Source organism: Priestia sp. SB1 (genome assembly GCF_038898415.1).
On sequence record NZ_JBBJSS010000019.1, the window covers coordinates 1 to 13,710 of the forward strand.

The following is a 13,710-nucleotide window of genomic DNA, read 5'->3' on the forward strand; positions in this document are numbered from 1 at the left end:
GAAATGTTTGACTTGCTCATTTAAAAAATAAAAATTAACGTTGACGTTTGTCGCTTTGTTCAGTTTTCAAAGTTCAAGCGCCGCCCTTAAGCGACTTTAATATCATAACAATCCATTAAACAAATGTCAATAACTTTTTTAAAAATCGTTATCAACGCTTTCTCTCTTAACGACGCTCTACTATTATAACTCACTTATTTTTAAAAATCAATAGTTTTTTATTTTAGTTGTATTTTGATCTCCTACCTGAATTGGTAACGATTATATTTCAGTTGTAAAATTTATAACTCAACCCAAAATAAGAGATTTGATGAAATAGTGTTCCATAGCTTAAACGAGACTTAATTAAAGTACCGTACCCTTCAGAATATATGTTGAAACAAGAAAAAAGCAAAAAGATTAATCTTTTTGCTTTAAATTAACTATTGCTCTATTCTATAAAAAATAAAAACGATTAGTCTTTAGAAGTACAAGGTATATTAGGTACACAATTTGGAACGTCAGGTACACAGTTTGGTATCTTAGGCATACAGTTTGGCACTTTAGGTAGACAATGCGGTATCTTAGGCATACAACGTGGAACATCAGGTATACATCTTGGCATCATTTTTGTCCCTCTTTTCAATATTCATTTACTTATTATATGTATAAACCTAAGGACAAGCTTGTACGCTCGTCCAATATCATAGAAATTTTTCTAACTTAATATATTGACGCAGATAGAAATAAACTTAGTATAATTCCTTAAATCGCATAATCTTCAATTAACGTAATTCATTCAAAGAAATTAGAATCATTCAGTTCAATAATTTTTATCATGTCTAAATAGGTGCAACCTCTTTTTTTTTCTTAATCCATAACCTTTCTAATAATAAAAATTTCTTTTCTAAAACATATTTATTACAAACAATACCTTTAACAACCTTGGCATATATTTTTTAGTTACTAGATAACTCACCCAAGAGTTTGTCCTATTTTCACATATACTAATATTAGAAATCTAACCTTTATTGGGAGTGAAATACATGTCAACACCGTTAACAGGACGAGTCATCTTTAAGGGAGATCCTGGCTATCAACAAGCGATTAAGAACTGGAACCCTTATGTTGATGTCTATCCTCTTGTCTTTGTTTTTGCACAAAATTCTTACGATGTCAGTAATGCTATTAAATGGGCTCAGGAAAATAAAGTACCTTTACGTGTCAGAAGCGGACGCCATGCTTTAGATAAGAACCTTTCAGTAGTAAATGGCGGAATTGTTATTGATGTAAGTGACATGAATAGAGTTTGCCTTGATAAAAAAAGTGAGATTGCAACGGTTCAAACAGGAATTCACGTGGGTCCACTTGTAAAGATGCTAGCTCGAGAAGGCTTTATGGCTCCGTTTGGAGATAGCCCCACTGTTGGAATTGGAGGAATTACGATGGGAGGAGGATTTGGAGTAGTCTCACGATCAATTGGCCTTATAAGCGATAACCTTCTTGCCCTGGAAACAGTAGATGCCAAAGGCCATATTCTTCAAGCAGACCAATCTTGCAATAAAGACTTATTTTGGGCTTCTAGAGGTGGTGGCGGTGGGAACTTTGGATATAATACCGAATACACGTTTAAAGTTCACCGTGCCCCTAAAACTGCAACCGTCTTCAATATTATTTGGCCATGGGATCAATTAGAAACAGTATTTAAAACTTGGCAAGAATGGGCACCATTTGTAGACGAACGATTAGGGTGCATACTTGAGATTTACAGCAAAGTAAATGGTTTGTGTCATGCAGAAGGGATTTTCTTAGGTTCAAAAAAAGAACTGACTAAATTGTTAAAGCCTTTACTAAATGCTGGAACCCCAACACAAACAGTTATAGAAACATTGTCCTATCCAGATGCTATAGATTTCTTAGACCCTGACGAACCAATCCCTGGCAGATCCGATCAGAGTGTTAAATTTTCATCGGCTTGGGGACTTGATCTGTGGTCCGAAGAGCCTATTTCATTTATGAAAAAGTTTTTAGAAGAAGCTACTGGTACAGAAGCCAATTTCTTTTTTATAAATTGGGGTGGTGCTCTAAGCAGAGTACCAAGTAATGAAACAGCCTTCTTTTGGCGCCGTCCATTGTTTTATACAGAATGGACATCTAGTTGGGAAAATAAATCCCAAGAAGCTTCCAATCTTGCATCAGTTGAAAAAGTACGTCAGCTAATGAAACCATATGTAAAAGGGTCCTATGTTAATGTTCCAGACCAAAATATTGAAAAGTTCGGAAAAGCATATTATGGGTCAAACTTCGCAAGACTTCGAGAAATAAAGGCTAAATATGATCCTGAAAATTTATTTCATTTCCCTCAAAGCATCCCACCATCTTGTTAATTACTCAAAATTCAATCAAGCCTCAACCTATACAACTGAATATTTAATATAGAAAGAACTATTGACGGAAAAAAGCAGCAATAGTTCTTTCTATATTTAAACCCTATATAGTATAGAAATCTCTTCAATACAATGGCCTGTATATCACACCTAAAAATCTTTCACCTTAAAAAATTTATCCAAATATATGAAAAAGAGCTTTACTATTACATATAACCCCTAAACCCCCTTGGCTTTTATAACAGGCTGTTTTAGAAGTCGTAGTTTCCTTAGGAAGGAAATGTTCATCCAATTAGATCTTTTAACAATAAAAACACCCCTTGTACATTTAAATGTACTTACTCTCGTATCACAACAGCCACTAGACCTAATATGAAAGGCTCTTTTTACCAAATATAGGCTTTTTCATATTGCAGCTTGTCTACCTATGAATACACTATTAATGAGTAAAAGTGAATTTACTCACGTCTTCTCCCTAACTTATCAGAAAAGAGGTGATCGAAATAGAAAGGAATAATTCTCATCATAATAAAAAATCTAATTGCAGCTCAAAAAACAAAAAGAAAAAAAGAGAAAAAAACTGCACCTATATTAGCATTTATATTTATAACCATGCAGAAACTGGAGGACAGATTAGTGGTAACCACAGTCAAAATGCTAATCAGGGCGGTCAGGTTGCTAAACATGGGGGACAAAATGCGAACCAAGACGGTGTAATTGTTAAAGAATGTGGAAGAAGAAATAAAAATGCTAAAGTAAAAAAAGTTCAGTTTTGAAGAGAAGTGAAGAAAAAACCATTCTAATAATATCTCGCAAAATCCCTCTAAAATATAAGGGGTATAGAAAAGGTGATTAAAATACAAACATATTATATGAAGTATAATTTTAAAAATGGTATGTATTATGTAGACAAGTCCTTCCCACAAAAAAAGAAGAAAAGAAGTGTAAGTATTAATCCCCCAGCAGAAACAGCCAGTAAGAACCTTAATTCTAAAATAGCTACTCATGCTTATAACGTAGGAATGGGATTTACAAACACTGAGATAATTTCTTCAAGGATAATTGTAATAGATGGCGGTATGAAGTTTTAGCTAGTATGAAAACTCCATTATATGTAAGGGCTTAAAAGAGATTTCATATAACAATTCCCTCTTAAAGTCCTTATTTTCAATCACAAAAAAAGATTAAATGAAAATGATTAAATAGTACAAGCCTTTGCTTAAAACTTACATATAATAAATTAAATATAGATTCATATGATCTGTATTTAATTTGGTATAGCAAGGGGGGACACCGCGTATGATTCCAGAGGTTTTGAGAATTCTTGATCCTGGCACACCGATTGCAAGTGTACTTTTAAGCGGTACTCAAATTAATAACGTTATTTTTTCAAGCTTCGATGAGGCAAGATCTTTAGCTTATTTCGCTACTTCAGCAGGAGTGATTGTTTTAGACGCTGAAGAAATCCAAGGTCTGCAAACAGCTTAATTATTTAAATTAGGACAAGCATTTAGTAGGGAAGCTTGAAAGTATGCTTCCCTACTGTCTAAATATATATTAGATACAACTTTAAGAGATATAACTATTCATTTAGAACAAAAACGAAGATTGTAGGCCTAAAGGTTCTAACACAAACTTAATTACATAATATGTAAGTTTCTACACACCTTATATTTACCAATGCCTTTCCAAAGCCCATAATAAAGAATTTGCTTTGTATAGGTAGTAAAATCACTTAAATGTTTGTCCAAAATTTGCTGAAGAATATCTTGATTAATGGCTTGATAATCGTGAACAGCAATATTTTTGAAACCTACCATAGCTTTCATTCTATAAACAATCTCGCTTGTAATAATAGATTGAGACTCCTACATGTCAAAAGCTTCTCTGCTCGTTTTGGTAAAACCCAAACGTTCTTCAGCTACAATGTGCATCGCTAAATCAATAAAAGCTTGGCAAGCGCGTTGTATATTTAAAATAATAGAGTCCTGTTTCGTATAATCCAGTAAGTTTTGGAAATTTTGCTGGTATACGTGTAGGACATATTGCATGTTTCAATCACATTTATTTTATTTAAAATGATATCATTTTAAATAAATACTCCCAGTCTCATCTACTTTCTGCAGTACACCTTTGCACACACCTTTAAAGCCATCATTTGCTCATTCATACGCAGCGTGTCATCATCTGAATAAATAACAATGCCTGTCGTATAATTTTGGCTAATGGCTTTTCTCATACACAAAATGACGTAGAACAACCTGTAGGAAATCAGGGCATTAAAGAAGGCAAAATTGCAGATTTAGAACACGTTTCTGGACCTTTAGATGACGATGACCTCGAAGAATTTAGCGATTTTTAAAGACTAAGCCACTAGATATACTAGTGGCTTTCTTTCTAATTACAAATTTGGTGCTTTAAAGCGAAACATAACACTCATTATCTAAAGATAAATTAGTAATATGACAGATAGGATAACTTTTCACTTTTAATAACTCTCTTAAAATACACAATTATTTGTTTAAATAAAGACTCTGTCCAAGCCCTTTTAATGCATCGTGAATACTCTATAAAGAGTGCGATTTCTAGGAGGGAACAAATGCTTCATTTATTAACTACTACTTTATCAGTTTCTGTTGTTATCCTGTTGTTTTATGCAGTGAAATATATTATTAAGATTTTAAAACAACAATCAGTCAAAAACCTAAAAACCATTCCAATAAAAAAGGCATCACCACTATTTAAGCGCCGTATCAACGCTAGTACTAAGGAATTTACAGCTGATGATTTTCAGAACTCAAGCCAAATCATTGTAAAGTTCAAAAAGAATGTGTGCTTTGAAAAACAAGTAAATATTCATCGTAAGAATAAATGTACACTAATATATCACAACAAAGATCTTGATTTTCAGGTCTTACATTCTAAAAAAAAGATTAATGACTTAATTAAACGCTATAGTGAATTAACTGAAGTAGAATATGCAGAACCAGATTATACATTTAAAGCTTCATATACCCCGAATGACCCCTTTTTTCCTTATCAATATGGTCCTCAGAAGGTACAAGCCCCAGATGCTTGGGATGTTACTACTAGTAATGGAAATATAAAAATTGCTATTGTAGACACGGGAATTCAGTTAAATCACCCTGAACTATCTATTAAGCTTTGGCCTGGCTATAATTTTGCAGATGGAAATCTAGTTCCTAACGACGGTAATGGACACGGAACTCACGTAGCAGGCATAGCTGCAGCCCTTACAGAGAATGGTTTAGGCATTGCAGGAATGGCTCCGTCAGCATCAATAATACCCGTTCGTGCTCTTGACAACAGTGGAAATGGTCTATTGAGTAACATTGCAAATGCAATTACCTATTCAACAAATGCAGGAGCAAAAGTTATTAATTTGAGCCTAGGTTCAACTCAAAGTTCAATCACTTTAGAGAATGCCGTGAATTACGCTTGGAGCCAAGGAGTAGTAGTTATAGCTGCAGCCGGAAACGAAGCTTCTAGTACCCCAACATACCCAGCTGCTTATCAAAATGTAATCGCTGTGGCCTCTACAGATAGCAATGATCAAAAATCTGATTTTTCCAATTTTGGCACTTGGGTAGATGTTGCTGCTCCAGGTTCAACAATTTTGTCTACTTATATAGGCAGCTATTACGCATATCTAAGCGGTACTTCTATGGCTGCCCCTCATGTTTCAGGACTTGCAGCCTTGCTAGCAGCTCAGGGAAAAACCAATCTCCAAATTAGAAATACTATTCAATCCACGTGCGATGTAGTACCAGGTACAGGATTATACTGGACTTATGGAAGAATTAATGCAAATCGAGCAGTTCGCTAGCATTAAACTTTAAAGAATTCATCTATTGCGGGTGTTAACAATTTTATTTAACACAGGTCTATAAAGGGTATAAAAAGCGCTGAAACCCCGATTATCAGTGCTTTTTATATTATAAGAGCAACTTACTGAATAACCATGTACATGTATGTCTTCTAAGTAAATCTACCAATCAAATATGTGTATATAAAAATTTAAATAATAGGAGAATTAATGTGAATTTACAGGATGTTAAAGGGCAATATGATTTAATCATTAGCTTAGGTAGTGCTTGTAATCCTGCACTACAACTGAATCGATTAAATTTGAGAAGTTTTACCTCAAGTCCACTTGACTGGAGCTATTCTCCGTATCTTTCAGATGTAAATAGACTACTTCAGAATAAGTTTAATGGATTTATGCAGATTGAGAATATGAGTTTAGTAGATGACAGCGGAGATTATGTATATTTTAATGATAAAATGCTTAGATTCCCTCATCAAAATCTATATAAATCAACTAAATCTTATATTATACAGGACACTTATTACAATATCTTCTCAGCTCATGATTTTGCTATAGTGCCTAATAAAGATTGGACCGATATGTATCCAAAATTCAAAAAAAACCTTGATTACAGAGTTAACAGGTTTATGAAAAAGATGATGAGCAGTAAATCAATTTTGTTTATAAGGTGGGGAGCTAAATATGAGGAAGCAACTGAATTACAAAAAATCTTATCCTCTCTTACAAAAGCGCAGATTAGAATACTTATCCTTAATCCCGTAGACGGTATACAGACTCCTACCGAAGTTGACTGGGAAATTAATAATGTATGTATGGTCAATGTACCACACGATCCAAATAATGTTTCGACTTGGGACTATGTTCTAGATGGAATATTACTACGTCACTAGATGGGCGCCACATGGAAATCCCTCCCATTCAGTCCCAGTGTCTTTTTAACTAAGACTTTCTTATAAATATATAGTTACTTTGTCCAATCAAATGTACAAGGTTTAGCATTTACTATAATAGAATTGCTAAATAAAAAGGGATGATTATATTGAATTTACAGGATATTAAAGGATCTTATGACTTAATGCTAGGGCTAGGTAGTTGGTGTGGTCCCTCCCTTAATTTAAGAAGACACAATTGGAGAAGGTTTTCATTCCCTCTAGACTGGATGATATCTAATTCAATTGCTGATGTCAGTAGGTTGTTACAAAACAGATTTAGTGGATTTATGGACCTTGAAAACCTGCAGCGAACTGATGGATATGCTCATTTTCTTGATGACGGAGTCGCAATTTTCCCTGAAGAAGGTGGAACAGAACCGGTTAATGCTCACTTTATTCACGATATGCATTATAATATTATTTCTGTTCATGATTTTCCTATTATTCCAAATGTAGACTGGACTGTAATGTATCCTTCTTATAAAGAGAAGCTTAATCAACGTATCACGAGATTTTTCGAAAAAATTGAGAATAGCCCTTCTGTTTTATTTATTAGATGGGGAGCAGCTACTCCAGAAGAAGCGATAGAATTAAAAACCACATTATCAGAATTAGTAAACGGTCCATTTAATATACTACTACTTCAACCTTTAGACGGATTAAAAGGCGTAATAGATATGAACTGGACAATTGATGGAATTTGTTCAGTTCAAGTACCTCTAGACAACCCAAATGATGAAGCTGTTTGGGACTATGTACTGAGTGGATTAAGTATAACTAATTTTTGGGCGTAATTCCCACAACTATTTTCATACAATTTTATGTAATAAGAATAAAATTAAGCACCAAAGACCTTGTTTCTTTTTAAAAAGGAAGCAAGGTCTTTTCTGATTTTCACCCCCCTGTATTTACTCTTTAAATATTCGTACTTGACGGCCTAAAATATAAGATTTTAGCCACTAGAAGAGAACTTACAGAGAAAGATTTAAACATTGAACCACAAAAAAGCAGTCATCATTCTTATTAATTTAAAGAGGAGGGCTTATTATTTTAGACTTATCACTTTTTATTGGGAAGATTAATAGATTAGCCTATAGCAAGAAAAAAGGAAAAGCATATTTTAATAAATAAGGGGCCGAATGCGAATTAGGAGAGGGTAATTATGCTTATAAATAAGGTGAATAGGGTGTGTAAAGAATGAAAGTTATGACTATTTTGGGTACAAGGCCCGAAATTATACGTTTAAGCCTCATTATTAAAAAGTTAGATGAGTATGCTTCACAGCACGTTTTAGTGCATACAGGACAAAATTTCACTCCTTCATTAAGTGAGGTATTTTTTCAAGAGTTAAACATACGCAAACCAGACTATATATTGGCTAATCAGCAGCTCTCATTAGGTGAACAGTTATCGAAGATGTATAAAGAGCTCGAACAGCTATTTTTAAAAGAAAAGCCGGACAAAGTTTTAATATTAGGCGATACTAATAGTGGTTTAAGCGCAATTCTAGCAGAAAGAATGGGTATATCAGTCATTCATATGGAGGCTGGAAACCGTTGTTTTGATTTAGAAGTGCCAGAAGAAAAAAACCGCCGGATTATCGATGCAATCTCAAGCTTCAATCTACCCTATACTCCTCAAAGTAAAGAAAATTTAATTAAAGAAGGTATCCCCTCAAATCGTATTATTACTTCTGGAAATCCAATTAACGAAGTTTTAAAACATTATGAACCTGCTATAAAAAAAAGCAGCATTCTTGAGAAACTGTCCTTAAAAGAAAATGACTACTTTCTGGTTACAGCCCATCGTGCGGAAAATGTAGATCATGAAGATCGACTGTTGGAAATCATGAAAGGCATCAATATGGTAGCTGAGTTTTACCAAAAGAGAATAATATGTAGTATTCATCCTCGTACTAAATCTCGAATAGAAAATATTTCACTGCTAGAAGTCCATCCGTTAGTAGAATTTCATGAGCCTTTTGGTTTTTTCGATTTCGTAAATTTAGAAAAAAATGCTTTTTGTGTCTTAACAGACAGCGGAACAGTTCAAGAAGAATGCTGTTTGTTTTATGTTCCTACGGTAACTATTCGTAAAACAACTGAAAGACCAGAAACCATTCAATGTGGAAGTAACATGCTGTCAGGCATAGATGCTAACCAAATCTTGACTTGTGTTCATGTAATGGTGAACCAATTAAAAAATTGGTCTTACCCTGAAGGATATGGTGATGTAAATGTTTCAGACAAGGTAATTAAAGTTGTACTAGGAGGAATGAAAGGTGTTTAATAATAAGACAATTTTAGTAACAGGTGGCACAGGTTCTTGGGGATATGAACTTGTTAAGCAACTACTAACACATAACCCTAAAGAAATACGTATTTTTTCGAGGAATGAATCAAATCAATTTACCATGAAACAAGAATTTGATAACCATCCTAAATTGAATTTTATTATTGGAGACATTAAAGAAAGAGAAGCGCTAATTGAAGCATGTCAAGGCGTCAATTATATTTTTCACTTAGCTGCTTTAAAACATGTTCCGGTATGTGAAGATCAACCAATTGAAGCCTTAAAAACCAACGTACATGGTACTCAAAATGTAATAGACGCAGCAATAAGCTGTGATGTAGATAGAGTAGTTTATATTTCCACTGATAAAGCGTCAAATCCAGCTAATTTTTACGGTTTATCAAAAGCAATGGGGGAAAGATTAATCATTCACGCTAACACATTAAATACTAAAACTAAATTTGTTTGTATACGTGGAGGAAACGTTCTAGGAACTAACGGAAGCGTTATTCATGTATTCAAGAAACAAATTCAAGAAAAAGGGAAAATCGGTATTACTGACCCTGGTATGACTCGTTTCTTTTTAACATTAGAGGATGCGATAAAGCTGGTTTTTAAAGCCACATTTGAAAGTCTAGGTGGGGAAATATTCGTCATGAAAATGCCTACTTGTCGAATTATTGACTTAGCAAATGTACTAATAGAAGCTTCTGGAAAAGACAAGATTGAAATTGAAATATTAGGTATAAGACCTGGAGAAAAAATTCACGAGCTTCTGTTATCCGAATATGAAAGCGCAACAACTGTTACTTATGATGATGAGTATTATGTGATTCTACCTCCAATTTATATTAAAGGCTTAAAAGAATATTATTCAAACTATGCTCAAGTAAACTTAGAAAAATATGATTCAAGTAAACAAGTGATTAGTAAAGAGGAAATTAGAGAGATGTTGCTGAAAGGCGGGTTTATCTAAATGAAAGTACTAATTCTTGGTGGAAAAGGAATGGCAGGGCATGTAATTACTAAATATTTTATACAGCATACAAATCACGATGTTTTCTGTACATCAAGAGACCCGAAAGATAAAGATGCTATTTACTTGGACGTAACTAACTTTAAACATGTTGAGGAGACCATAGAATCTATTAAGCCAGACGTCCTTATTAACTGTATTGGAATTTTAAATGAACACGCTAGCCATAATCCAATGCATGCTTTTCAAGTAAATAGCCTACTTCCACATCAGTTAGCTAAATTTGTTGAACGGCATCAAGGAAAATTAATTCATATTAGTACAGATTGTGTGTTTTCAGGAAAAAAAGGAGATTATACAGAAAACGATGTTCCAGACGGTACCTCTGTATATGCTCAGTCTAAACAGCTAGGTGAAATTATTGACGAAAAACATTTAACAATCCGCACTTCTATAATAGGACCCGAGTTAAAGAAGGATGGCATTGGTTTATTCCTATGGTTTATGACACAAAAGGGCTCAATTAAAGGGTATAAAAAGGCACTGTGGAATGGAGTAACAACGTTAGAATTAGCTAAAGCAATTAATTTCTTCTTAGAAAATAATACTTCCGGACTATATCATTTGCACTCACCGAAGAAAATATCAAAGTTTGCATTACTAGAATTGATTAAAGATATCTTTAAAAAAGATGATGTCAAAATTATTCCTGATGAGGATGTAATATTAGATCGTACTATTATTAGTACTCGGACAGATCTTTGTTATCCAACTCCTAGTTACCAGCAGATGTTAATGGAGCTAAAAGAGTGGATGTCAAAATAACTAGTACTCACCATATGTAAGAAAAACATGATAAGATGGGAAACACTAAAAATGATTTCTCTCATACTAGCTTATGATAAACAGATAATAAAATTCATTGTATACTTCTACAAGAATAAGAATAGACAGCTAGACTATTTCTATAAAAATAGCTTAGCTGTCTATTCTTATTCTAATTTATAGTAAAATGAAAATAAAGTTACATTAGAGATTAGACTCAGCTTTTTCAACGTGCTCAGGTATCACGTATACAGTAAGACCATAGCGTTCTTTTATTTCCTTTGCAACTTGTTCTGCTATAATCTTATCAATAAATGCTCCTGTTATAATTCGATAACGTTGCTTTCCAGTTATATCGTATCCTTGTTTCAACTCTATTTGTTTATTATCCATATCCTTTCCCCCCTTATCCGGTTAACAAATTAGTTTTTTTAACATTGACTTTTATATAGGCACCTCGAAAAGCACCTTAACCTTCGCAAGGAAAAGTTTTTTGCACTGTATCCATTTCAATTAATACAACTTGTCCATTAGTATTGTATAGAGATTATATGTATAGAAAATATTAAATAAGCTTCAAGAGGCAAGTGAGTACATACACCAAATAAGTATGGTGGAGGTTTTCTTCCCATTCAAATCTCCTAAAGATGTCATTTGAAAAACATAACCTTTTATAAATACATTAAAGGGAAAGCTAACGTACTTATAAAAGGGAAACACCATCAAGTATCCTTTTCCAATAATGATTATTTGCGTTCCATTTATCTTGTTGATTGGGTAATTCAATAGCACAAACTTTATTTAGCGACCATTCTTTTTCAACTAAATCATTCACATCCGTATGATTAATAATTAGAATGCTAAAGTCACTTTCAATCATAGTAGATAAAATGCTCTCAAGCTCTGCAGCTTCTTCACGATTAGCTTCCGTTCTAATAAACAGAATACGCTGGCCAGTAGATAAATTCTCTAAAAACCGGTGAATTCTTCTATCGTACTTCTCTTTAACCTCCCCGTATCCTCCTAAGTGAGAAAGTGTATTTTTATCAGTCTTAAAATCGTGGTTAAACCCTATATTATAAATTTCATCCCACACTAATAAATCCCAATCAGATACGTACTGGATTATCCTTAAATTATCCGGGTTTAAAAAGTCAGCAAACTGATCTTTCAAAAGCATGTTTACCTTTTTCAAATCCGGTGAGGATACCCAATCTAAAATCCCCGCAAATTTTCTTAAGTTATTGTCTCTCAGTTGAAGAGATGTCAAACATAAATCGCCTAAACTAAAAATGGCGCTATATGCCCCTTTTAAATCTTCTAGTTTCATATGGGTTGCTCCTTAAAGGGTCTTATTGTACAAGGCTATACAATATTAAATGCAGGCCTATCCTAAAATGTTAGGGCTAATGAGCATATAGTTAATAAAATAGACAACTAGTTAAGAAATGTAGAAAAGCTTAAATACTAAGCTTTTTTTCTAGAGAAAGTATATGTTTCCTTTAACCCCTCTAAAACAGATACTCTTGAAGACCATTCTAATAGCTTTTGTGCTTTCTCACTGTCGAGACAACTATGTTTGATATCCCCAGGTCTTCCTTCTGTATAAACAACATCAATATTAGAACCATGAATATACTCAAGGTTTTTTAATAAATCGTTCACTGAAGTTTTGTTTGTAGTACTGGCATGAACAACCTCTTGGTTCCCTTTTTTAATTGCTGCAATATTAGCTTGAACAATATCTTTTACATATATAAAATCACGTGTCTGTTCCCCATCACCATGAATATTAAATGAAAGCCCTTTGCTCAACCTTTCTAAAAAAACTGCTACTACTCCGCCTTCTCCTTTTGGCGTTTGCCGTGGCCCATATACATTTCCGTATCGAAGAATTGTATATGGTAAATTATACAAATAATGAAATAGACGTATATACGATTCAGCAGCTAGTTTCGACAGACCGTAATAAGAAGCTGGCACAGTTGCATCTTGTTCAGTAATTAAGTCCTTTTGTAGATTTCCATATACAGCTGAAGTAGAGGCAAATATAAACTTACCTACCGAAGCATCTCTACAGGCTTCCAGCAAATTTATAGTTCCTTTTATGTTCACATCTGCGTCATATTGAGGCGATTGGATAGATCGTGAAACATCTGCCTGAGCAGCTAAGTGAAAGACTACGTCAGGCTTTTCATCTAGAATGATTTGTTTGGCTTGATCACTACATATATCTTCTATATGAAAAGTAGCAAGAGGGTGTATATTATCATACTTTCCAGAAATTAAGTTATCAATTATGTGGACATTAAAGCCTTGTCTAATGAGCTCTTCTACAAGATGGGAACCAATAAATCCCGCCCCACCAGTTACTACAGCCTTCATATACTATTCTCTCCTCTTTAAAGTTTTAATAGTATATGTCACCTATAGGGCTCCTGTATAAGCTACCTACCCAATAATTTCCAA

Annotated in this window: 14 protein-coding genes and 1 pseudogene; 11 read left to right on the plus strand and 4 right to left on the minus strand. The window is 33.8% G+C overall.

Annotated elements, in window-relative coordinates:
* Positions 1-1,025 precede the first annotated feature (1,025 nt).
* The 4 genes from WKH56_RS33880 to WKH56_RS33895 all read left to right on the plus strand — a co-directional run bounded on the left by WKH56_RS33880 (position 1,026) and on the right by WKH56_RS33895 (position 3,854).
* On the plus strand, positions 1,026-2,366 hold the full coding sequence (locus tag WKH56_RS33880) for an FAD-binding oxidoreductase (RefSeq protein WP_049166408.1): 1,341 nt from the start codon (positions 1,026-1,028) through the stop codon (positions 2,364-2,366).
* Positions 2,367-2,860: 494 nt separating this feature from the next.
* A complete protein-coding gene (locus WKH56_RS33885) occupies positions 2,861-3,142 on the plus strand; it encodes a hypothetical protein (protein WP_014462143.1) in 282 nt (93 codons plus the stop codon).
* 72 nt (positions 3,143-3,214) lie between these two features.
* On the plus strand, positions 3,215-3,457 hold the full coding sequence (locus WKH56_RS33890; protein WP_342837712.1) for a hypothetical protein: 243 nt from the start codon (positions 3,215-3,217) through the stop codon (positions 3,455-3,457).
* A gap of 208 nt (positions 3,458-3,665) precedes the next feature.
* A complete protein-coding gene (locus WKH56_RS33895; RefSeq protein WP_014462141.1) occupies positions 3,666-3,854 on the plus strand; it encodes a hypothetical protein in 189 nt (62 codons plus the stop codon).
* Between the two features lie 152 nt (positions 3,855-4,006).
* Here WKH56_RS33895 and hepT read toward each other — a convergent pair.
* Positions 4,007-4,410, minus strand: a pseudogene (gene hepT, locus WKH56_RS33900) (type VII toxin-antitoxin system HepT family RNase toxin).
* A 174-nt stretch (positions 4,411-4,584) separates the two neighbouring features.
* On the opposite strand from hepT, the gene WKH56_RS33905 reads away from it, so the two are divergent.
* The 7 genes from WKH56_RS33905 (at position 4,585) to WKH56_RS33935 (ending at position 11,241) form a co-directional block, all read left to right on the plus strand.
* Positions 4,585-4,728 carry a hypothetical protein gene (locus WKH56_RS33905; RefSeq protein ID WP_176551773.1) on the plus strand — a complete coding sequence of 48 codons (144 nt, stop codon included), beginning with the start codon at positions 4,585-4,587 and terminating at the stop codon, positions 4,726-4,728.
* A 237-nt stretch (positions 4,729-4,965) separates the two neighbouring features.
* A complete protein-coding gene (locus tag WKH56_RS33910) occupies positions 4,966-6,213 on the plus strand; it encodes a S8 family peptidase (RefSeq protein ID WP_342837714.1) in 1,248 nt (415 codons plus the stop codon).
* 212 nt (positions 6,214-6,425) lie between these two features.
* The gene (locus tag WKH56_RS33915) at positions 6,426-7,106 is read left to right on the plus strand and encodes a DUF1796 family putative cysteine peptidase (protein WP_042992647.1); all 681 of its coding nucleotides are present in this window, start codon (positions 6,426-6,428) and stop codon (positions 7,104-7,106) included.
* Positions 7,107-7,246: 140 nt separating this feature from the next.
* Positions 7,247-7,942 carry a DUF1796 family putative cysteine peptidase gene (locus WKH56_RS33920; protein WP_098627427.1) on the plus strand — a complete coding sequence of 232 codons (696 nt, stop codon included), beginning with the start codon at positions 7,247-7,249 and terminating at the stop codon, positions 7,940-7,942.
* A 403-nt stretch (positions 7,943-8,345) separates the two neighbouring features.
* Positions 8,346-9,437, plus strand: coding sequence for a non-hydrolyzing UDP-N-acetylglucosamine 2-epimerase (wecB, locus tag WKH56_RS33925; protein WP_098627428.1), 1,092 nt, complete (start codon positions 8,346-8,348; stop codon positions 9,435-9,437).
* Positions 9,430-10,416 (plus strand): polysaccharide biosynthesis protein, encoded by a 987-nt coding sequence (locus tag WKH56_RS33930; RefSeq protein ID WP_098627429.1) that lies wholly within the window; start codon positions 9,430-9,432, stop codon positions 10,414-10,416. The genes wecB and WKH56_RS33930 overlap by 8 nt, the downstream gene beginning before the upstream one ends.
* Entirely contained in the window at positions 10,417-11,241 is an 825-nt protein-coding gene (locus tag WKH56_RS33935; protein ID WP_154992539.1) for a dTDP-4-dehydrorhamnose reductase family protein, read from the plus strand.
* 204 nt (positions 11,242-11,445) lie between these two features.
* Here WKH56_RS33935 and WKH56_RS33940 read toward each other — a convergent pair whose 3' ends face one another.
* The 3 genes from WKH56_RS33940 to WKH56_RS33950 all read right to left on the minus strand — a co-directional run bounded on the left by WKH56_RS33940 (position 11,446) and on the right by WKH56_RS33950 (position 13,626).
* Positions 11,446-11,634, minus strand: a complete 189-nt coding sequence (locus tag WKH56_RS33940; RefSeq protein ID WP_099000273.1) for an SPOR domain-containing protein — start codon at positions 11,632-11,634, stop codon at positions 11,446-11,448.
* A 310-nt stretch (positions 11,635-11,944) separates the two neighbouring features.
* Complete coding sequence (locus WKH56_RS33945) at positions 11,945-12,571, minus strand: DUF1796 family putative cysteine peptidase (RefSeq protein WP_342837717.1); 627 nt, start codon at positions 12,569-12,571, stop codon at positions 11,945-11,947.
* Between the two features lie 137 nt (positions 12,572-12,708).
* Entirely contained in the window at positions 12,709-13,626 is a 918-nt protein-coding gene (locus WKH56_RS33950) for an NAD-dependent epimerase/dehydratase family protein (RefSeq protein ID WP_098112992.1), read from the minus strand.
* Positions 13,627-13,710: the final 84 nt, after the last annotated feature.